This is a genomic window from Bacillus sp. FSL W7-1346, assembly GCF_038593335.1.
GTDB classification, from domain to species: domain Bacteria; phylum Bacillota; class Bacilli; order Bacillales; family Bacillaceae; genus Bacillus; species Bacillus altitudinis.
In genome coordinates, this window is the sequence record NZ_CP151988.1 from 3675931 (window position 1) to 3698113 (window position 22183).

Annotated in this window: 20 protein-coding genes and 4 tRNA genes; 9 read left to right on the plus strand and 15 right to left on the minus strand. The window is 41.7% G+C overall.

From position 1 onward, the window contains the following. Positions 1 to 5: 5 nt before the first annotated feature. The 8 genes from yycI to NST09_RS18935 form a co-directional block, all read right to left on the minus strand. Positions 6 to 869, minus strand: a complete 864-nt coding sequence (gene yycI, locus NST09_RS18900) for a two-component system regulatory protein YycI (RefSeq protein ID WP_342493226.1) — start codon at positions 867 to 869, stop codon at positions 6 to 8. Beyond that, a complete protein-coding gene (gene yycH / locus NST09_RS18905) occupies positions 856 to 2235 on the minus strand; it encodes a two-component system activity regulator YycH (protein ID WP_017368443.1) in 1380 nt (459 codons plus the stop codon). Before yycH ends, yycI begins: the two co-directional genes overlap by 14 nt. Continuing rightward, positions 2225 to 4063, minus strand: coding sequence for a cell wall metabolism sensor histidine kinase WalK (walK, locus tag NST09_RS18910; RefSeq protein WP_017368444.1), 1839 nt, complete (start codon positions 4061 to 4063; stop codon positions 2225 to 2227). The genes yycH and walK overlap by 11 nt, the downstream gene beginning before the upstream one ends. Before the next feature lie 7 nt (positions 4064 to 4070). Continuing rightward, complete coding sequence (gene yycF, locus NST09_RS18915) at positions 4071 to 4778, minus strand: response regulator YycF (protein WP_017359978.1); 708 nt, start codon at positions 4776 to 4778, stop codon at positions 4071 to 4073. 347 nt (positions 4779 to 5125) lie between these two features. After that, positions 5126 to 5198 (minus strand) — tRNA-Phe (locus NST09_RS18920). Positions 5199 to 5224: 26 nt separating this feature from the next. Then, a tRNA-Asp gene (locus NST09_RS18925) sits at positions 5225 to 5301 on the minus strand. 81 nt (positions 5302 to 5382) lie between these two features. Continuing rightward, a tRNA-Glu gene (locus NST09_RS18930) sits at positions 5383 to 5454 on the minus strand. A gap of 6 nt (positions 5455 to 5460) precedes the next feature. Continuing rightward, a tRNA-Lys gene (locus NST09_RS18935) sits at positions 5461 to 5536 on the minus strand. 334 nt (positions 5537 to 5870) lie between these two features. Here NST09_RS18935 and NST09_RS18940 point away from each other — a divergent pair. Further along, positions 5871 to 6395, plus strand: a complete 525-nt coding sequence (locus NST09_RS18940; RefSeq protein ID WP_017368445.1) for a peroxiredoxin family protein — start codon at positions 5871 to 5873, stop codon at positions 6393 to 6395. Positions 6396 to 6425: 30 nt separating this feature from the next. Here NST09_RS18940 and NST09_RS18945 read toward each other — a convergent pair whose 3' ends face one another. From NST09_RS18945 to NST09_RS18960, 4 genes are all read right to left on the minus strand, one after another. After that, positions 6426 to 6635: a hypothetical protein gene (locus NST09_RS18945; protein WP_024718463.1), complete on the minus strand. Its 210-nt coding sequence runs from the start codon at positions 6633 to 6635 to the stop codon at positions 6426 to 6428. Between the two features lie 15 nt (positions 6636 to 6650). Continuing rightward, complete coding sequence (locus NST09_RS18950) at positions 6651 to 7784, minus strand: DUF418 domain-containing protein (protein ID WP_213407109.1); 1134 nt, start codon at positions 7782 to 7784, stop codon at positions 6651 to 6653. A 133-nt stretch (positions 7785 to 7917) separates the two neighbouring features. Beyond that, entirely contained in the window at positions 7918 to 9213 is a 1296-nt protein-coding gene (locus NST09_RS18955; RefSeq protein WP_007497400.1) for an adenylosuccinate synthase, read from the minus strand. Positions 9214 to 9429: 216 nt separating this feature from the next. Then, positions 9430 to 10032 carry a TetR/AcrR family transcriptional regulator gene (locus NST09_RS18960; protein WP_282706817.1) on the minus strand — a complete coding sequence of 201 codons (603 nt, stop codon included), beginning with the start codon at positions 10030 to 10032 and terminating at the stop codon, positions 9430 to 9432. Positions 10033 to 10148: 116 nt separating this feature from the next. On the opposite strand from NST09_RS18960, the gene NST09_RS18965 reads away from it, so the two are divergent. Further along, a complete protein-coding gene (locus tag NST09_RS18965; protein ID WP_017359895.1) occupies positions 10149 to 11354 on the plus strand; it encodes a cytochrome P450 in 1206 nt (401 codons plus the stop codon). 32 nt (positions 11355 to 11386) lie between these two features. Here the strand turns inward: NST09_RS18965 and NST09_RS18970 are convergent, their stop codons facing one another. The 3 genes from NST09_RS18970 to NST09_RS18980 all read right to left on the minus strand — a co-directional run bounded on the left by NST09_RS18970 (position 11387) and on the right by NST09_RS18980 (position 14534). Next, positions 11387 to 11800 carry a VOC family protein gene (locus NST09_RS18970; protein WP_017359894.1) on the minus strand — a complete coding sequence of 138 codons (414 nt, stop codon included), beginning with the start codon at positions 11798 to 11800 and terminating at the stop codon, positions 11387 to 11389. Positions 11801 to 11931: 131 nt separating this feature from the next. Beyond that, positions 11932 to 13296, minus strand: coding sequence for a replicative DNA helicase (dnaB, locus tag NST09_RS18975; RefSeq protein WP_003214779.1), 1365 nt, complete (start codon positions 13294 to 13296; stop codon positions 11932 to 11934). A gap of 281 nt (positions 13297 to 13577) precedes the next feature. Beyond that, positions 13578 to 14534 (minus strand): DUF4885 family protein, encoded by a 957-nt coding sequence (locus NST09_RS18980; RefSeq protein WP_342493227.1) that lies wholly within the window; start codon positions 14532 to 14534, stop codon positions 13578 to 13580. Positions 14535 to 14643: 109 nt separating this feature from the next. On the opposite strand from NST09_RS18980, the gene NST09_RS18985 reads away from it, so the two are divergent. The 7 genes from NST09_RS18985 to NST09_RS19015 all read left to right on the plus strand — a co-directional run bounded on the left by NST09_RS18985 (position 14644) and on the right by NST09_RS19015 (position 22058). Beyond that, positions 14644 to 15501 carry a hypothetical protein gene (locus NST09_RS18985; RefSeq protein ID WP_213407110.1) on the plus strand — a complete coding sequence of 286 codons (858 nt, stop codon included), beginning with the start codon at positions 14644 to 14646 and terminating at the stop codon, positions 15499 to 15501. A 499-nt stretch (positions 15502 to 16000) separates the two neighbouring features. Continuing rightward, positions 16001 to 16882 carry an alpha/beta hydrolase-fold protein gene (locus tag NST09_RS18990; protein ID WP_116306594.1) on the plus strand — a complete coding sequence of 294 codons (882 nt, stop codon included), beginning with the start codon at positions 16001 to 16003 and terminating at the stop codon, positions 16880 to 16882. A 209-nt stretch (positions 16883 to 17091) separates the two neighbouring features. Further along, positions 17092 to 18717 (plus strand): AraC family transcriptional regulator, encoded by a 1626-nt coding sequence (locus NST09_RS18995; RefSeq protein WP_216943209.1) that lies wholly within the window; start codon positions 17092 to 17094, stop codon positions 18715 to 18717. A 98-nt stretch (positions 18718 to 18815) separates the two neighbouring features. Beyond that, positions 18816 to 19781, plus strand: a complete 966-nt coding sequence (locus tag NST09_RS19000) for an iron-hydroxamate ABC transporter substrate-binding protein (protein ID WP_216943208.1) — start codon at positions 18816 to 18818, stop codon at positions 19779 to 19781. 89 nt (positions 19782 to 19870) lie between these two features. Next, complete coding sequence (locus NST09_RS19005) at positions 19871 to 20659, plus strand: alpha/beta hydrolase-fold protein (protein ID WP_035704090.1); 789 nt, start codon at positions 19871 to 19873, stop codon at positions 20657 to 20659. A gap of 18 nt (positions 20660 to 20677) precedes the next feature. After that, positions 20678 to 20821, plus strand: coding sequence for a YycC family protein (locus tag NST09_RS19010; protein ID WP_008347524.1), 144 nt, complete (start codon positions 20678 to 20680; stop codon positions 20819 to 20821). Positions 20822 to 20843: 22 nt separating this feature from the next. Then, complete coding sequence (locus NST09_RS19015; protein WP_125590798.1) at positions 20844 to 22058, plus strand: MFS transporter; 1215 nt, start codon at positions 20844 to 20846, stop codon at positions 22056 to 22058. The last annotated feature ends 125 nt before the right edge of the window (positions 22059 to 22183 follow it).

Sequence of the window (22183 nt, forward strand, 5' to 3'; positions counted from 1 at the left end):
TTCTCTCACTCCAATGAAGATTTGTCTTCTTTCTCTATATGATCAAGTGTTGAGCCATCAATGGCATTGATCAAATATTCTTCTTCTGTCTTTTTCTTTGAACCAGCTACCACGCCTTCAATCTCTACTCGCCATACAGGAACCATGACTTGAGTGCTTGCACCTGGGTATTGCGTGTAGTAGCCAAGCTCCACTTTTTTCACTGTCGTGTTTTGGCTCAGCATATTTTGTGTATATAAGTCCTTCACCGTTTCAAGCGCTGGGACAAGGGTTTCTTTTCTCACTTCATTAATCGATGTCACCATCGACTGCCGATACGAGACGACCTCGTTTTGATCGTTCACATCCAATGTGATCTTCCCGATGGTTTCGGTGTCATCAAGACCTTCTTGGAAGATGTATTTTCCTTTATACGTTTGGAAAAAGACGATTTCACCTGATTCTTCATCGATGCTCCAGAGCTTATAATTCTTGCCATCCAGTAAACGCTGGCTCACAAGATTGGTCGCTGCTGTTTTCATATCTTTTTTCGGCAATGCGACTGGTTTATTGAAGGTCATTTCAAGCAGGGTGACAGGATCATCTTTCTCGGTTTTCGGGAATGTGCTTTTCGTCTTTTGATCAGCTAATCCGTCGACATCCTTTTTCGTATATTGCTTTTTCTCAGCTGTAATGCGGTATCCAATCTTCGCTTCATCTGATAGATTGCCATATTTGATTCCGTCTGCCTTCATTTCTTCCAGCGTATCTGTTTTTTCGATAATCGCAAAATGATCGGTCGAGCGCTTTTCAAAGTATTGAAAACCTAGAAAGATATCGAGAACGAGAAAGGCTAGGATAAAGATCGTTTTGGTCTTATTCCACTCCATGATTCTCGCTCCCCTCTGTCAGCAAATCATTCGTTAAAATGACGGTTTTTCCGTTATATTTCATACACCATACCGGCTCTAGCCAGACAAACATCGCTTGATCCTGATCTGATGCCGTGGATGTCGCTTGATAGGCAGGGAATATCTGTTCAATTTTCTCTAAATCATCATACTTCGTCTGCTTGATGATCAAGTTTTTCAGCTCTGTCCCATTCATCAGTTTGACCTGTTCACTCTGACTCGCTTTGTTGCCGAGAATGTAGTTTGGACGCTTATAACTCAAGATGTCATCATTCGCCCATTGTACTTCAAGTGATGTCATACCAAATGGATGCTTGGTGCTGTTGACGATCGGCAGTCCATCCATAAACATATTAAAGGACAGCTGCTGGTTGCTGTTAATGCCGAAGTATTGATAATTATCGGTAAAACTTCCGGTATCATTGAAATATTTCACGCTTCGCTTGATCAAATCTCCCGTTTGGAATACGGTACTAGAATTGATATTACGATGCTGATATTGGATGCGGTGGTCTTTTTGATTTGCTTCAAGACGACTCGTTCCATCTGTATACACCGTCCGGTTTAAATTAGATTCCTCCCCAACTAGACTTGGGTCTGTAAACAAAGCGTCCTTGAATTTGCTTGTCTTAATCGTTTCGATAAAGAACATTTTCGCTTCAAGCTGCTTTTGCTTCTGCGGCAGAAGGAAATCTCGTTTTGAATTTGTAGAGAAAGTATATAGGTCATAGCGCGGCATCTCGTTTTGAGCGGCGGCAATGCTATCCATCAGATTACGATAGTTGGCTGATTCAATCGTCAGCTCAAGCACCGTTTCCTTGCTGTATGAAACCAAATAGACTTTCTTATTGGCCTTATCCGGCTGAGCGAACGGCACAATCATCCGGTCAAATGAGTTGTATTCAATGGATTTATTCGGCCATTTAAACAGCGCTTGGAAAATATCAATCGGAATCGGATCATTGAACACAAGATCCAATGTCTTGCCTTGTCCCTCGCGTCCATAGAAGAAATTCTTAAATTTCTGCTCGGAATATTGGTCCGACACATCGGCAATCTCTTTGACATCCCACAGGCTCACATCATTCCAAAAGTTTTGGAAGAGTTCCTTTTGATCGACTTTGAAATGCTCTCCATTGGAATGGATGAACATCTCACGCGGCTTCACGACATCAATGAGACTCCGAGGCTCGTCGCTTGAAATCTTCTTCGTTTCCACGACCTGTGTACCGGCATCCGCCTGATCCTGCATGACGGGCTGGAACATCCAAATATTCCACGTAAACACAAGACTGATCGCAATTAGGATTGTCAATATAATGGTTTTAAAGGTCTCACGCTTCATCCCAATCATCCTCTTGTTCTTCATTGTAAGGAAGGCTAAAGGTTACCGTTGTTCCTTTTCCTTCAATGCTGTCAGCCCAAATATCTCCGCCATGAGCCTGAACCATTTCTTTTGCAATCGCAAGACCTAGGCCGGTTCCGCCAAGCTTTCTTGTTCTTGCCTTATCCACTCGATAAAAACGTTCAAAGATTTTATCCATATCCTTCTTCGGAATACCGATTCCTTCATCTTTGACACTGAATAACACAAGACCTTGCTCCTCATCCAAATCGACAGTGAACGTAATATGTCCACCCTCTGGCGAGTATTTCATAGCATTGGAAATGATATTATCGAGCACCTGAGTGATTTTATCTTGATCAATTTCCACATATATTTCACGCTGCGGCAAGTTGCGGATGAAATCGACATGCTGCTCCTTCGTCATTTCAAAACGATCAATGACGAGCGAGATAAACCTGATAAAATTCGTCCACTCACGATTGAATTGATAATCCTTGCTGTCGAACTTAGACAGCTGGAGCAGGTCATTCACAAGTCTAATCATGCGCTCTGTTTCATTTTGCGTGACACTGAGGAACCTTGGCGCAAGCTCTTTATCACCAATCGCACCTTCAGCGAGAGCCTCAAGATAGCTTCGCATCGTCGTAAGCGGTGTGCGCAGCTCATGGGATACGTTCGCCACGAATTCACGACGTTCCGCATCAATTTTTTCCTGCTCGGTTACGTCATAAATGACCGCGATCAAGCCATCAATCTTCCCATGCTCTTTCTGAATCACTGAGAAATTGACACGCAAAACAGACAGTTGATCTTCACGTTCAATTTCTAGCAGCATGGAGTCTTGATTTTCGACTAAATCTTCAAATGTATGAGTTTCTTCTAAGCCAAGCAAGGATGTGATCGGCATCTCTAGAGCTGTTTCACGTGAAACATTCAAAAGCTCTAGTGCCGGGCTGTTTAATAGAATAATGGCCCCGTTTTGATTCGTGGCAATGACGCCATCCGTCATATAGGCGATAACAGAAGAAAGCTTTTTCCTCTCACCCTCTGTCATCAGCTGCGCTTCCTCCAGCTCTCTCGTCAGATGGTTAAATGTCGTTGCTAGTTGACCAATCTCATCATGTCCATACTTTCGGACCTTTCTGGAAAAGTTCCCTTTGGCGAGCTCGATCGCTTGCTTTCTCATATCCGAAATTGGGTGTGTAATGGTTCTGAATATGAATATACCAAGTAGAGCGGTCGTCCCAAGTGCGATGAGTGTACCCGTCGCCAAAATGGTGTTGATCGTTCGCATTTGGTTAAAAACACTTTCCATGGATGAGACCACATAAATGACACCAACAGTTTCTTGGTTCTCATTTTTCACGGCTGTTGCTGATATGCGGACTCGTTTATTCGATTCTGGGTCATAGAATTTTTTCTCGTAGTCTTTGCCAACCGCGAAAATACGGCTAATGATTTGATCTGTGATTTTCTTCCCGGCAATCTCTTGACTGCCGTTATTCACAGAGGCAATGACTTCTCTGCTTTCGTCAATATAGCTGACTTCAGAAATTTCATTAGACTCATCTTTGTTGTTAAAATCGTTTAGTATCTTTTGAGCATCCTCTTTTAATTCTGCCTTGCTTTTCGATGAATCTTGTTCTAGGTAATACGATAACGAGTAGATTCGCTGATTCAAGGAATTATCATATGAATTAATTAAGGACTGCTCTAGCTGCTTCACAAAGTACACGCCAATGATCTGCATGGCAACAATGATCAGCAGCACATAAATCAAGGTCAATTTAAAGTGAATCGAGCGAAAAAAACCTACTTTACTCATAAGAATCTTAGTCCTGCTCTGGGTTTCTTAAATAGTAGCCGACGCCTCGTCTTGTCACGATCCAGCTCGGGTGGCTAGGGTTGTCTTCAATTTTTTCACGAAGACGGCGGACTGTCACGTCTACTGTACGGACATCTCCGAAGTAATCGTAGCCCCAAACCGTTTGCAGTAAGTGCTCACGTGTCATGACTTGTCCAATATGTTTCGCTAAGTAATGAAGCAATTCGAACTCACGATGCGTTAGCTCAATCGTTTCGTCACGCTTAGACACGACATACGCATCTGGGTAGATCACAAGTGAACCAATCTCGATATCATTTGATTCAGATTCTTCCTCTGATTGCGGAGCAGCCGTCTGTCTTCTTAAATTTGCTTTTACACGTGCAAGCAGCTCGCGTGTACTGAATGGCTTTGTGACATAATCGTCCGCGCCAAGCTCAAGACCAATGACTTTATCGATTTCAGAGTCTTTTGCTGTCAGCATGATAATCGGCATGTCATATTTCTTTCTCACTTCACGGCATACTTCAACGCCATCTTTGTTCGGCAGCATAATGTCGAGCAAAATAATGTCTGGCTTGATTTCTTCTACCATTTCAAGGGCTTCATTTCCGTCATACGCACAATGAACCTCGTAGCCCTCTTTTCTTAAGTTAAATTCCAATATATCCGCAATCGGCTTTTCATCATCTACGACAAGAATCTTTTTTTCCATTGTGATTTCCTCCTGCATTTTTAGCATCTATGTCATTCCATTTTGCATGTCTCATTATGCCTTCTTCATTTACGAAAAAAAGGCTCACTGTCTATTATAACGTTTTACGAGGCAAAGATAAAAATAATAACGGCTTTCTTTGCTAGTAAACGTTGGATAGAAGAACCCCGCCCAAAAGATTTGATGACTTTTTCCTTTTTTATTGAAACTTTTCCAGTCACCAAACGTCTATATACATGTAACGTCTTCTTCTTATGGAGCCGGGCCCTACCTAGGTCCGGCTTCTCCCTTTTTATGCCTTCTTTTCATAATAAAAACGCACCTGCGATTGCAGATGCGTTTGGAAGTGGCTCGGGACGGAATCGAACCGCCGACACACGGATTTTCAGTCCGTTGCTCTACCAACTGAGCTACCGAGCCATCATCAAAAGATGAATATGTATAAATGGCGGTCCGGACGGGACTCGAACCCGCGACCTCCTGCGTGACAGGCAGGCATTCTAACCAACTGAACTACCGGACCTCAGTAACTTGCCCGAAAAAGCAATCGTGGTGCTCCTTCAAGCAAGTGAGGAAAAATTAGCTTAACGCTAAAGTAAATCAATGACCCGTACGGGATTCGAACCCGTGTTACCGCCGTGAAAGGGCGGTGTCTTAACCGCTTGACCAACGGGCCAAAACATGGTGAGCCATGAAGGACTCGAACCTTCGACCCTCTGATTAAAAGTCAGATGCTCTACCAACTGAGCTAATGGCTCTCGGTTTGTGAAAAGTAATTCTGAAGAAGTTGTACTGCGTCAAACCAATCGCTTTAAAAAAGCTGGAACATCGCATCCTAACAAGTTTCAGAGACCTTTGCAACAACGAGATTTATAATATCATAGAGTAATTACATATGGCAATACGTTTTTCGACATTTTTTTAAAAAAAGTGTCGGATTTGATATCTTCTGTTAAACCGCCTAATCCTGCAAGCGCCTTCATTCAATCATTGGCTACTGCCCAATCCAGCACACAGAAACGTTTGATTCCGACCAATATTGGTTATACAAGAAACAAACAACATGGTGATTGAAAAAGGAGGAAGCATAGGATGAGTTCATTTAAATTAGGAGATAAAATGCCCGATTTTTCACTGCCAACAGTGCAGGGCGATCACATTGAGTTTTACAAACATTTAGAGGAGCATCAAAGCTGGCACCTCATCGTTTTCTTTAGAGGATCATGGTGCCCAGTATGTGTCGAGGAATTAAAAGAGCTGGAAAAACAGCAATCCTATTTTCAAGACAAGGATATTCACTTAATGACGATTTCAACAGATAACCCTGAAGACTTGAAGGAATTTGCAGACAAAGAGGGACTTTCTTTCCCCATCATGTCTGACCAAAACCTCACATCATTGAAAGCCTATGAAGTCTTCTATCACGGAGAAGATGCCCCATATGAAGATCACGGGGTGCACGGAGAACCTGCCTATTTCTTATTAAATGAAAAAGGCCAAGTCCTCTATCAGCAAAGACAAACAAGTCCATTTGGCAGACCGCACGCCAACGAACTGCGCAAAATCATTCAATACATTCGTAAAAATTTAAAAGGCCAATATAAAAGCCTAAAATAAAAAAGAAGCTCTCATCAGAGGGCTTCTTTTTTATGAATGTTTTTTGTTGTATAGCCAATCTGCGGTGAAAAACACAAGAAGACCTGTCATTAAAATCACAAAAGTCACAGGTGTACTCTCACCTTGAAAAAAAGCGTAAGACGCATGTCCTCCTAATGCTAGAAGATAAAAAACAAACGCCGATCCTGCTGCTTTTTGTGCATTGGCTTGTTCTCTTTTCGTCGTTTTTTTGAAAAACATTGTATCTATTCCCCTTTAAGATGCTTTCTTCATTGTCACACGGCGAAGTGCCTGTGATCGGATATACTCCATTGGTCCAATTCGCCAGACGTGTAAGCAAAGGGCTGAAATGGCGATTTGCAGCAGAGAGATCAACAACCATGACAAGACGATAAGGGGGGCGTTGATTTGACCGCCAAGACCCAATCCCCAGCTGTAAAAAAGAAGCGAGCAGATGACATTTTGCAGGATATAGCAGCTAAGCGCCATTTTCCCTACATATTCAAACCAAGTCCACATGAACCATGACTCCGTGCGTGCTAGAAGCTTCGCCACGACAGCAATATAGAAAATAGAGAGGAATGGCGAAAACACATAGCGCACCACGAATTCCACTATGTCATTTGGTACAAAGACGAGCGCATTCAGCGGCAGTCCAATCCACAAACCCATTCGGAACAATGTTTTCCGCAGAGTTTGCCCACGCTCATTTGCATAAAATACACCGGCTCTCATCATCCGCACACCTAATAAAAACAAAAAGGTATTCATTGGGATAATAAAGATTGCTTCTTCTCGGTACATCAAAAAGTGCTGTAATCGGTCTTGAACTTGAGATATCCATGTCTCCGGCAGTTGTTCTTCGTACGCTGGTTCACTGCTCTCGTCATAGGATTCATTTTCCAATTCAGAGAAAGAAAATACAACGAGAAAAGCCGTCACCAACAAATGAATGACACCCGAGACAATCATGCCTTTTTTGATGCGCCGACTCCCTCCACGGACAATAAACGCCACAAGCAAACCCGTGACGGCGTAACTCATGAGCACATCATATTCCATCACTAGCGCAAAATGGACAAAGCCTTCAATAAATAAAAATAAAAGAATCCATAAATATGTACCCGGCCAAGTCGTATTTTTTCTTTTCGCCTGCTGGTATTTCAGCTCTAGCCCTACGCCAAACATGATTGTGAGCAGCGATAGCATTTTGCCATAAACGAACATAGAGACAAGACTTTCAAGAAAACTACCATTTTCATATTCATCCGCAATCTGATCTGTCGCAAAGGTATCCCCTGCGTATGCAAAAAACCAGACGTTTGTACCCAATGTACCTAATATCGCAAAACCTCGTAAAATATCTAATAATCGTATTCTTTCTTTCACTAGAACGCTCCTTCCTTTTTATACAGTTATCACATTTTGGTAATGACAGGAAGAGCGTTCCGTAGAAATTAAGGAATATTTAAACAAAAAAAGACACCAGTAAAATGTGTGATTTTACTGGTGTCTGATCAGTCTATAATGATGGACGGTACACGCTGCGGACAACGTTCGTTTGGGAACGGTCTGGTCCGACTGAGAAAATAGAAAGTGGAATACCTGTTAATTGTGAAATGCGCTCTAAGTAATGACGGGCATTTGCAGGCAGTTCACTTAAATTCTTCACACCTGTAATATCCTCTGTCCAACCTGGCATTTCTTCGTAGACAGGTTCACATTTCGCTAATTCATTTAGACTTGCTGGGAATTCTTCAGTGATTTCTCCGTTCAATTTATAAGCGACACAGATTTTCAATTTCTCAATCCCTGTTAGTACATCGATGGAGTTAAGAGATAAATCTGTAATTCCGCTCACACGGCGCGCATGACGGACAACAACACTGTCAAACCAGCCAACACGGCGCGGGCGGCCAGTTGTCGTACCGTATTCACGGCCAACTTCACGGATTTGATCGCCAATTTCATCATGGAGTTCTGTCGGGAATGGGCCATCACCTACACGAGTTGTGTAAGCTTTTGATACGCCGACCACATGTTGAATTTTCGTAGGACCTACACCAGAACCAATCGTCACGCCTCCAGCCACTGGGTTAGATGACGTCACGAACGGATATGTCCCTTGATCGATATCAAGCATAACGCCTTGTGCCCCTTCAAAAAGAACACGGCGGCCTTCATCTAGAGCATCGTTCAATACAACAGATGTGTCCACGACATATTTTTTCACTTGCTGACCATATTCATAATACTCATCTAAAATATCTTCAATTTTGAAGCCTTCTGTGTCGTACATTTTCTCTAAAAGACGATTTTTCTCTTCTAGATTACGGGCAAGCTTCTCTTCAAATACTTCACGATCTAATAAATCTGCGATACGGATTCCGACGCGGGCAGCTTTGTCCATATAAGCTGGTCCGATTCCTTTTTTCGTCGTACCGATCTTGTTAGCCCCTTTCCGCTCTTCTTCTACCTCGTCCAATTTTAAGTGATAAGGCAGAATGACATGGGCTCTATTGCTGATTCTGAGGTTATCTGTACTCACATTCCGTTCGTGAAGATACGCAAGCTCAGTGACCAACGCTTTAGGATCAACCACCATTCCATTACCGATGACACAAGTTTTCTCTTTGTAAAAAATACCGGACGGAATGAGGTGTAGCTTGTAAGTCACTCCATCAAATTTGATTGTGTGACCTGCATTGTTTCCCCCTTGATAACGGGCAATCACCTCTGCATTTTCTGAAAGGAAATCGGTAATTTTCCCTTTCCCTTCGTCACCCCACTGCGTACCTACTACGACTACTGAAGACATATCGTGCACCTCCGTTAACCTTTCAAAACGTTATCTCTTTCAAACACATTTATTTTATCAATGCACAATGAAAAAGTCAACGTGAAATCCGAACATTAATATATCGAAATCGAATTTTGTTCGTTTTACATGTGAGGAAAAGCGCTTTAATTGCTCATTCTACGCTTAAACAAGAAGATTTCGATCAAAATTACTGTTTTTCTCATTTCCGTTTGTTCAGTGATTTTCAATCAATTGAATCATCGAACTTGCCATAAAGTCGGGTGAGTATGGTCTGCCTTTTCTCAGCCACCACTCAGCTGTCCCAACATAAGCAGAAATGACAAATTGCTTCTGCATCTCGAGAGGAACGTGTTGTGGATCAGGTGTTGAACCTGTGACTTCTTCTAGCCCCAAAGTAAAGCTTTCTTCAAAAAAAGCACTGGCCGTCTGATGAATATTAAGCTCTCTTCCCCTTTTCAAGAGAATCTGATACTCCTCTTCATGTTCCTGCAAATGCTGATAAAAGCGGTAAATATACACATATGCTGCATGATCGCTCTTCCACTCACTTTCATGTACAGGAGCAAAAATAGCGGTTTTCATGACATCAAACATCTCATCCATGACCTGCTGTGCTAGGTCAAACTTATCCTCATAATGCTGATAAAAGGTGGTGCGATGGATTCCTGCCTTGTTCGTCAAATCTTGTACAGAAATCTTCCCCCATTCCTTCTCCTTTAATAACTGAAATAATGCTTTTCTTAATTGTTGCTTTGATTCAGTTGTGCGCTTATCCCCTCTGTAGCAGTCCGCCACAAGCCGCTCTCCCCTTCCCATTTTCTTCAACAGATTTCTCTTTTCTGTTGGTTGAATCCTTTCTCCTGATGAATTACCTTTAAATCTAACACAGTGAAAAAAAGGAATCATCTGACAACCCATAAGGAGTGATGATCATGGAAACAACAACACCTAGTGCCGTTCAGAAAGCGTTATTAAGAGGGAAAAATAAGCAGGACCCGTATCACCCATTTGATTGGTACGCCAAAATGCGTCAAGAATCCCCTGTTCATTTTGATGAACACAGCCAAACATGGAGTGTCTTCACCTATGAAGAAGCAAAGCGCGTCACCATCGATAAAGATACCTTTTCTAGTCAACCTCCTCAAGACCACCGGAAACATTCACTGATGAAAACAATGGTCATGATGGACCCGCCAAAACATACACGAATCCGTTCCATTGTGAGCAAAGCCTTTACACCCCGGGTGATGAAATTGTGGGAACCACGCATTCAAGAGTTAATGGATGATCTCATTGCACAAATAGAAGGTAAGGAAGAGATTGATCTTGTTCAAGACATCTCCTATCCGCTTCCTGTGATAGTCATTGCAGAGCTTTTAGGTGTGCCAACAGAACATAAACAATCCTTTAAAGAATGGTCCGATATTCTCGTCAGCATGCCTAAAAGTGAACATGAAAAAGATGTCGTTGAATGGCAAAAAACACGGGATCAAAGCGAAGCGGACATGATGGCGTTTTTTGCTGACATCATTGAAGAGAAGCGGCAGAACCTTAGTGAGGATTTGATTTCGCTTTTAATCCAAGCGGAGGAAGATGGAGATAAGCTGTCCGCAGACGAATTAATTCCTTTCTGCAATCTTCTCCTGTTAGCAGGCAACGAAACGACCACCAACCTGATCTCCAATATGATCTTTAGTTTGTTAGAAAATCCGGGGTCGTATGAAGCGCTCGCTCAATCACCTGACCTCATTCCTCGAGCTGTGGAGGAGGCTGTCCGTTTTCGTGCCCCTGCGCCTACCATCGTCCGGTATGTCACAGAAGACACCGAACTTGGAGGAAAAGTCTTGAAAAAGGGAGACAGTGTGATTGTCTTTCTTGCTTCTGCGAACCGGGATGAGCGTCAATTTCCAAACGCACATGAGTACGATATACACCGGCACCCTAATCCCCATATTGGCTTTGGCCACGGCATTCATTTCTGCCTAGGCGCACCACTTGCTCGCCTAGAAGCATGCACTGCCATCAAAGCCATACAGTCACGATATGGATCACTAGAGCTTCTCTCTTACGTCCCAATGACAAGCAGCGGTATGTATGGGCTAAAAGAGCTAAAACTCCGTGTCACGCCTCGATCATAACAAAAAGGACTCCCACGAGATGGGAGTCTTTCTTAATCAGGTGTAATTCCTTCTGTATTCATGAGCACCACTCGATATCCATCTGGATCTTCAATCGTCACGCCTCCTCGATCCCAGTACGGGTTCGTAGAGGTGACATGCCGTCCGCCAAATGCGATCAGTCTCTTTTTCATCTGCTGAAATTCTTCTTCATCCGGAATATAGAATACAAGCAGCTGCTCTGGGTGGGGAACAGGCAAGCTTTCGTCTTCTTCATGTTTGGTGATTTCCAGATGAACATGCTGGTGAGGAAGCCCAAGCATGACCCCATCATACCCTTCATGCTGATCAAATGAGCCAATTCGTTTCAGCCCTAAACCTTCTTCATAAAAAGAAACAACCTCTTTCATGTTGACGGTCGGACGTGCGATGCGTAATTGAGCGGCTTCGAATTGTTGAAACTTCATCAGTCATCACTCCTTTTCTCTCCCTTTAGTATACGCTCTCTTTTTCTCCCACTCCTCCTCATTTCGAATGTTTTTCAGTCATTCTTTCGATGTAGATGGATCAAAAAAAGCCCAGCTTCTTGAGCTGGGCTTTAAGCACCGGGCGGAACACCCGCATCGTCAAATCTTCTTTCTAAGTTGACGAATTTGTTATATTCTTTCACGAAAGCCAGTGATACCGTTCCAACTGGACCGTTACGCTGTTTCGCAATAATAATTTCAATAATGTTCTTATTCTCTGATTCTTTGTCATAGTAATCATCACGATAAAGGAACGCCACAATATCGGCATCCTGCTCAATACTTCCTGATTCACGAATATCAGACATCATCGGACGTTTGTCCTGACGCTGCTCTACCCCACGAGAAAGCTGTGATAAGGCAATGACCGGCACTTCAAGTTCTCTTGCTAGTGACTTTAAAGCCCTAGAAATTTCAGATACCTCTTGCTGACGGTTATCGCTTGATCGTCCACTCCCTTGGATGAGCTGTAAGTAGTCAATCAGGATCATGCCAAGCCCGTTTTCTTGCTTCAAACGGCGGCATTTCGAGCGAATCTCACTGACTCTAATACCAGGTGTATCATCAATGAAAATCCCACTGTTTGATAGCGAACCCATCGCCATTGTCAGCTTACCCCAGTCCTCTTCTGTGAGATTACCGGTTCTTAGGTTTTGCGCATTGATATTTCCCTCGGCACAAAGCATACGCATGACCAGCTGCTCAGCGCCCATCTCTAAACTAAAGATGGCGACACTTTCATCTGTCTTGGTCGCAACGTTTTGTGCAATATTTAACGCGAAGGCTGTTTTCCCTACGGACGGACGAGCCGCTACAATAATCAAGTCATTTCGCTGGAAGCCAGCTGTCATCCGGTCAAGCTCTGAGAAACCCGTTGGAATCCCAGTGATATCACCTTTTCGATTATGAAGCTGTTCAATATTATCATATGTCTGAACAAGAACGTCTTTAATGTTTTGGAAAGCTCCTGAGTTTTTACGCTGAGCCACTTCCATAATGGTTTTTTCAGCATCACTCAATAGATCTTCTACTTCATCCTCACGCGTATATCCATCCTGTGCAATGGTTGTCGCTGTACGGATCAGACGTCTTAAAATAGATTTTTCTTCCACGATTTTTGCATAATATTCAATGTTTGCGGCAGTTGGGACAGAGTTCGCAATATCGGTTAAATACGAAATCCCGCCTACCTCTTCTAGTAAGTCTGTATTGGCAAGTTCTGATGTCACCGTGACAAGGTCAACCGGTTCCCCTCTATCACCAAGTACAAGCATCGCATTGTAAATCTTTTGATGCGACATTCTATAGAAATCCTCTGGAATTAATACTTCAGAAGCGAGCGTTAGCGCAGATGGTTCTAAAAAAACAGCACCTAATACGGCCTGCTCGGCTTCTATATTTTGCGGCGGCAGCCGGTCATCGAGAAGTTCCGTCATGCCAAGCACCGTCCTTTCATAAAAAAATACGCTACTCATCATTTTAACATTTTCATCAATAAAAAAGTGAAAAACATCAACTATAGTCAAAATTACCATGTGGATGTTTCGTTGAACAGCGAAACACACCCTTCAAATAGAAAAGACTCTGTAACATAAATTGTTATAGAGTCCTTTGTCTCGCTAATGGAATTTGTAGCTGTTGTTCACACATGTGATCGATACTCCAACATGGCATAAACACGCACATGATCAAATATTGAAAATATCAGGTGCGTTTTTTAATCTATCGTTTTCTTAACTCCGTAATTCACCTTTTGTCCAATGTCATATAAAGACCCGTTTTCATACCCAATAGATAACACCAAATCGGGAATAGAATCATATCCGTTTTTGGCTAAGTCAAAGAGTTGTGCACCATAATGTGATGCAGCAATACGGGCATTTTCTGCTGTGTATGGGTTTTTCAGAAGTTCTTCTTTGTAGATATCAAAAATATTCGCTCCGGTATCCGTTACAAATTGACCGTTTACAATACTTAAATCTTTTAAGTTGTAACCTGTTACCGTTTTGATTTGATTGACAAGGTGGAACTTTGCAAGTGAATCCGGCGTGAATTGAGTCGAATCATCATTTCTACTTTTCATAATATGAAAAAATAGTTCTCTTGTATTGTTGCTTGTATTCAGTATATCTTCTATTTGTTTGGCTAGGGTTTCGTCTGTTGATCCACTCACCACTAATTTGAAATGATTTGGGTCAATGGTAAAAGTTAAATTGGCGTTTTTAGGAATGTTCAAACCATTGGTAGAAAACAAAGCTTGCAGTTGTTCATTCACCTTTTGACGATTCAATAGTTTCTTTTCGACACTTTCTTGGGTAGGGTCGTACCGATTTTCATTACGGAAGGCGGCATCATTAAAATTATAATACCCTCCTCTCCCATGGTTAGCCCATCCAATTTCCATAGAGTAAGCAGCATCTCTTTCTGGTTTGGTTAGGTCACTTCTGAAATAAGGAGAGTATGGATTTCGATACTTATCAAATATATGACCATGAGGATCTTTGAATCGTTTGTTTTGTTCATTTATTTTTTCGTATTTTTCATCTAATATTTTCATCCGTCTATCAGATTCGGTCATCACTTCATTTGTACTTTTAATAGCTGATTGACCTTTAGAATCTATTTGGTTCAAATTGTTCGAAGAACTGGCTGTATATGACGTATTAATATTCATTTTGATTCTCCTTTTTTAAGAAAATAGTGATTATTAAATATATCGGCAATTCAGTTAAAATTTGTTAGTTTAATGTCGATATAGTAATTATTACAAGGAGGGTTAATATATGACAAATACTATCTTTAAACGTTTATTATTACCAGCATTATTATTGGCGCTTGTTACTAGTTTTTTTGCACCTAAGTCAGCGGAAGCAGTAATTACGGGGAATAACAGTCCTAACACTGCAAGTTCAATGGGATATTGGAAAAATAGTCGTTCAGACACGACAATCTTACCTGAAGGTGAAAATGAAGCGTATTATCAATTTACGATCAATAAAGGTGAAAGAGTTTATGTCAGAAGTTCGTATAATAAGCAATATACTGGGATGAAAATCGAGGTTTATAACTCAAAATATTCTGATGCGAAAACAGAAGTAATTAATCCTGATTCAGTAACGCCCTTTATTTTTGCAAATACTGGTGACGTGACTTCAACTTCAGAAACTTATTTTGTGAAAGTAACCCGTGGTACATATAGCGGAAACATGTATTTTACTGTTTCCATTCAAGATCGTATTAAATCTGGAAATGGGACATTCAATTTTACAGGCACTGCTACAAACTTGGGGAATTCTTCTTTAAATTTTTTAGGGGTTGATTCTTCTGTCATTACAATGGATTTAACGAACAATTCTTCTATTCCTAAAAGTGCAATTGTCAAATCGATTACGACAACTAGCACTCAAACACCCAACCAAGGGAATGTCACACACAAACTGATGTCTAGCGATAGTAACATTTGGTATCAATCACTTTTCTCCTCTGCAACAAGTGGTTCTTATCGTATATCTCTGGATGATCAATTAAGAGTCGCTCAAAAATGGAGCTTTAAGTACAACGCAAAAGCTACCGCGAGATCTACTATGAGCAATGTCAAAGCCGATATCCGTTACGAATATGATGTCACAGATGGATTTTAATTGAATCGTGTTTACAGATATGTACACCAATATGATCAAAAAGTAAGGGCACATCCCTTACTTTTTTTATTGCCTCATTTTTGATGTTATATGTTATTTCGCCACTTTTAAAACAGCCCCTCCTCTTTCAACACGCTCTCTAGCAGAACCCCGACTGACCATTTCATTTTGTTATGAATGAAAATGTTAAAAAGAAGAGTAGTGTATTTTTGTATGAAAGGACGGTGCTTGGTATGGCGGAACTTCTCGATGACCGGCTGCCGACGCAAAATATAGAAGCAGAGCAGGCCGCACCAATGAATTGGGCGAAATTAACATTTACATAACTTTATGAACATTTGACTTTATAATTAATAACTATTATTATTTGGTTTGCTCACATGATAATTGAGAATCATTTTCACTTGAAATTTTCAAGTAATACTCTCATCCAACCAATATTCACAAGCCTGCTTTTATCACCATATGAGGATCATTTTGAGGAAGGGAATTTTTATATATGTTGAAGCGCCCTGAAGAAATGGGTACTGAGAATTCACTTTTCGGGGAAAGCCGTCCTTTTTTTATACCTGGGACGGAGCAACTGGATATCACAGCACACCCATACAGACTTTTTATATTTAAACCGAATACCACTCCTCCCGCCGCTGGTTTTCCAGTCATGTACATGCTTGATGGGAATTCACTTTTTGGCACAATGGTCGAAGCCATTCGTTTACAGTCAAGAAGACCTGAGAAAACAGGAATCGTACCTGCCATCATTGTGGGAATTGGCTATCAGACAGAAGAACCCTATCATCCGCTTAGGCATTATGATCTCACTCTTACCGCCCCTGATGCTTCCATTGGGAGGAAAAGAAAGGACTTCTCCATCCATACATATGGCGGCGCTTCTACTTTCTTTTCATTTTTAGAAAAGACGGTAAAGCCTTATATCGAAAAACGCTTTCCGATCAACCAAAGTCGTCAAACACTGTTTGGGCATTCTCTTGGTGGTCTTTTTGTATTACACACACTATTTGAGCACCCTGATGCTTATCAGACATATATTGCAGGGAGCCCTTCTATCCACTGGAACAAAAAATTATTTCTAGAAAAAGAACACCAATTCACCAACTATGTACGTCAGGTGCCTATGGATGTCAGGCTGCTTGTAGGTGTAGGTGAATTAGAAAAACATCATCCATGTCAAATGAATGATCATGCCAATTCACTAGCAAATCGTATGTTGCCTTTATCGTCTTACGGCTTGCATACTGCCTATCACGAGTTCCCTGAAGAAGGACATACGTCCGTTTTGCCGGTGCTGATGAATTATGCTTTTCGTTTTGCACTCTATCATGATGATCCTTTAACAACCACAGACATGAAAAAAAGCTAGTGAACACACGAAACATAGTGATCTATCTCAAAAGATTGCCCTTATCACAGGCGCAGGACGGACAACAAATGCAAGTATTTCTCTACACCCTATGCACCCTGATCTCCATCAGGGTGCTTTTTTGACAGAATAAACACACCATTTTCCAGCTCTTTCTGATACAATTCAATTGAGAATATTTATCAATTAATAAGAGATCAGGTGGTTTTATGGGAAACAATCATCAATTATGTACAAAGGTAAATGCTGAACAATGCATTTATCGATTAACATATACTGAAAAAATAAATAATGCAGATCTTCCACATACGGAGCAGCAGTTTTCAGATACTTTCTGCCTCCTCTTTAACATAAGCGGCAGCGGTTTACTTACATTGAATGATCAAAGATGGCGATTGAAAAATCTGACACTCTATACGATGATGCCTGGGGAAACATTTATGTTGAAAACAGAGCCACATCAAAAACACGAACTCTATCTGTTTCGCTTTCAGATGTACACGCCACAAGGTCAAAACATAGAAGAAGTATCAACTGAACATGCCCGTTCTTTACTGAATGTATGGCAATTTATCGATATTAGCTCGATTGAACACATTCATTCTTTACTGTCCGACATGACAGCAGAATGGCAAAAACCTGAATCCATTAGCTTTTTTAGAAGCCAAACCCTTTTTCAACAGCTCATCCTGCAGCTTTTCACACTGCATAAAGAAGACATTTGTGACACAACACACGCCCTTTTCAAAACAAAACAATATATCGATCAACATTCCGAAGAACCTCTCAGCCTTACAAGTCTATCTCATATGGCTGGTATCAGCGCCAATCATTACAGCGAGCTATTTAAAAAGCATTTTGATGTGAGTGTCACTGATTATATCACCAAGAAAAGACTGGCTAGAGCCAAACAGTTCATGGCGAAAGGTCATGCAAAACTCAAAGACATTGCACAGGACATCGGCTATCAAGACCCCTATTACTTTAGCCGTATCTTTAAGAAAAAAACGGGTATCACTCCTTCTGCTTATATGAAAAGCCGTCAACGGAAAATGGCTGCCTATGGTCATTCCATACTCGGACAGCTCACACCTATTCATATCATCCCATATGCTGCCCCTCTTCACCCTAAATGGACAGCACATGATTTTGAGCATTATGCAGAAGAAATTCCGATTCATCTGAGTGCACATCGTATCAACGAACACGCTGAAGCCAATTTACAGCAATTGAAGGAAGCACAACCTGAGCTGATCATTGCCAATGATCATGTGACAGAGGAAGAAAAACAAGTGTTGAAAACCATCTGTCCTGTTCACTTTGTTCCATTCACACAATTGGATTGGCGCGCTCAATTCAGACAAACAGCTCTGTTCTTAAACGAAACGAGGGAAGCAGAAGAATGGCTCCTTCATTACGAAGAACTCGTCATTCAAGCGAAAAAGGCATGCCTTTTTGATCATCCACCAAGAACCGTCCTGCCTCTTCGTATCTTTCAAGATCAGCTCTACTTATCTGTCAATCGCACCATGTCAGAAGTAATTTTTCATGACATTGGCCTTCTGCCAGCTTTTCAGAATGATGGCCAGCTCATCGAAAAAAAAATCAGCATTCACTCTATACAGCAGTTAGACCCAGATGCCATCTTCCTTTTGTTGCATAAAGAACCAAAAACCATTGCTTTTTATCAAAAATTAAAGCAACAGGAGGCTTGGCAAAATCTCAAGGCTGTGACGCAACAAGCCGTCTATCCACTCGCTTCTGACCCTTGGCGTGAATACACAGCAGCCAGTCATCAACGAGTCATTCAGGACCTTTTATCTTTTTTTCCGTAAAAAGTCCATCACTAGACAGATGATTGTCTATGGATAAAAGGACGAATGACTACTACAATCTTTAATTGAGAACAATTATCAGTTAAAGGAGAAAACAAATGAAAAAATGGTTCGCATTGCTTATCCTTTGTATCATGACGATCATCGCAGCAGCCTGTGGTGCTGCAGAAAATAAACCGGCTTCCAACACAACCAAAAGCAAGTCAGCTGAAGCAGCAGAAACAAATATCAAATACTTAGATCAAACGTACAAACTGAAAACACCAGTGAAACGAATCGTTATTGCTGGAAGCCTAGAATCGATGGAAGATGCAAAACTACTTGGTATCGACCCTATTGGTGCTTCTACTGTCGGCGGCACTTTCCCTGAATTATTTAAAGACATTACAGCAAAAACAGAAGGCATTGGGGAAAAAACTGAACCAAACCTAGAAAAAATCTTAAAACTAAAACCAGACGTGATACTCGGATCAACCAAGTTCCCGCCTGCAACAATTAAAAAACTAGATAAAGTCCAAACGACGATCCCAGTATCACATGTCTCTTCCGACTGGGAAAGCAACCTTTTATTACTCGGTGAACTGACTGGAAAAAGTGAAGAAGCGAAAAGCATCATCTCTGATTATCAGAAAGATCTCAAACAAGCGAAAGAAACCCTGAAAGACAAAAGCAACAACAAAACAGCTGTCATTTTACGCATTAGACAGGGCGACCTGTACGTGTACCCTGAAGACGTATACTTCAACTCTACTTTATATGGGGACTTAGGATTTACAACACCAAGTGATATCAAAAAAGCCAAAGCACAAGCAATGATTTCATTGGAACGCCTAGGTGAACTCAATCCTGATTATATCTTTGTTCAGTTCTCCCAAGAGGAAAACTCATCGAATCCAAATGCATTGAAGGACTTAGAGGGAAATAAAATTTGGAACAGCCTAAAAGCTGTGAAAAATGGACACATCAATGAAAATGTCGTTGATCCTATGCTTCAGGGAGGAACAGCACTAAGCAAAACCACCTTCCTTGATCAGGCTGTCAAATGGCTAGATCAAACCAACTAAAAAGATGCGCATCTTGACAAAGGGCTAAACATTTTAGTCCTTTGTTCTTCTTTTCAGCGGAGCTTGAAAACTTGAAGGAGAGAATACACATGAACGGAACGTTTCTATATGACGAATTGAACGGGCGGCAGCTTGATATTTACCTTCCACCGGACACCTCTATTGATGTTCCAGCTGTCTTTGTACAAGATGGCTCTTCTTTGTTTAGAACCCACCTGCTAGAGATCGAAAGCATGATTGAAGCCAAAACCATCTCGCCAATCATCATCGTCGGTATACACCCCTTCAATCGACTTGACGAATATACACCATGGAAAGCATCATCACTGCATTCTGGATTCCCTGACTTTAAAGGTGAGGCACAGACATATGTGTCATTTTTAGAAAATGACTTGCTTCCATATATCAAAAGAGAATACCCAGTCAAACAGACCGGTCATGAACATAGCCACGTAGGTGCTTCATTAGGTGGGCTCTTTGCTATTTATACCTTATTCATGTACCCTGACCTTTTTAAAAACATCGCGTCCCTCTCCGGGTCATTTTGGTATCCAGATTTTCTATCGTTTGCTAAACAACAAAGCATTCAGTCTGTGGACCACCTTGTCTATTTGTCTGTAGGCAGTGAAGAAGGGAAAGGCAAAACATCTGCCCAACAGCACATGCCTTTATTCAACAAACAACTCCATGATCTTTTATTACAGAAAGGGATGCAGGAACGAAAGCTTCACTTTCACATTGAACAAGGAGAGGGCCACCATCTGAAACAATTTCAAAAAAATTTCTTATCGGCCATCAAGTGGTTTTATAAAAGAAAACCCAAATTTTTTATCAGCAAGTCACAAAGTCGATATGGTATATTGGAACGTATAGATTGAAAGAGGAGGGATTTGCGCATGAGACCTTTACAAATCTCAGCCGATACCGCACAAAAGCTTGCTGCATCACTCAATGTACCGTTAGAGCAAATCATGCATATGCCGCAGCACATCTTATTAGCTAAATTAGCGGAGCTTGAACAGAAGAAAGATCGTTCTTAAAGAAATAAAGGAGTTTACATTCATGGAACAACAACTAGAAAAATCAACATTTCATCCTCGCAGTACAGGGCAAACCATTTTGCTGATTGCTGGGATTTTACTCATTGCCTTTAACCTGAGGCCAGCCATTACGTCTGTTGGTCCTGTGATCGGTGCCATTCGTTCTGATTTACAGCTTTCAAATGGACTGGCTGGTTTCCTCACGACATTACCACTGCTCTCATTCGCATTGCTATCTCCCATTGCACCTAAAATCGGAAAACGTCTTGGGAATGAACGAACACTTTGGCTTGGGCTTGCTGTCCTGCTCTTTGGGATTGTCATTCGTTCATTGGGCAGCATCACCTTTTTAATGATGGGAACGGCGCTAGTCGGCGTCGGGATTGCGATTTGTAATGTGCTTTTACCTGGACTTGTGAAACATAAATTCCCTGCACATGCTGGATTAATGACAAGCGTGTATACGACATCGATGTCCGTTTTTGCTGCACTTGCATCTGGTGTCAGCGTTCCGCTCAGTCATGCGATGCCTGGGGGCTGGAATACATCATTCCTTGTCTGGGCTGGACTTGCCCTTCTTGCGATGATGGTGTGGGCGCCGCAGCTTCTTCATCAGAACACAGCGGCTGTCAAAAGCATTTCACTCAAAGAACAGCCAATATGGCGTTCACGTGTCGCATGGCAGGTGACCTTTTTTATGGGCTTGCAATCATTCCTTTTCTACAGCAGTATCGCATGGTTTCCTGATATTTTGACATCACATGGCATGAACCTAGCGACAGCGGGATGGATGCTCTCTATTATGCAGTTCACTGGTCTGCCATCCACCTTCTTAACGCCCGTTTTTGCAGAAAAATTAAAAACGCAAAGACCGCTTGTCGTCGGCCTTGTCCTTGTGTATTTACTCGGCATGATTGGACTCCTTCTCGGAGGGTCGACGCCTATTCTTGTCATCTCTGTGCTATTCATCGGCGTCGGACAAGGGGCCAGTATCAGTCTTGCCCTCACATTTATTGGATTAAGAACAACCAATATGGAACAAGCAGCTGCCCTCTCTGGAATGGCGCAGTCACTCGGTTATTTATTAGCCGCTGTTGGTCCATTCATGATCGGTATCCTTTTTGATGTGACACATACATGGACGCCAGCCATTATCATCTTTATCATCGTCCTATTTTTCATGTTTATATCCGGTATGCGTGCTGGACGAAGCATCTATATTTCAGATCCATCATAAACAAAGGGATAAAATGAACTTTATTTTACCCCTTTGTCTTCTTTTTAGCGTGATAGAAAACCTTTGCAGTCTAGGAAGGACGAGTATCGGCGCGGAGCGAATTTGACATTCGTGAGCACCGAAAC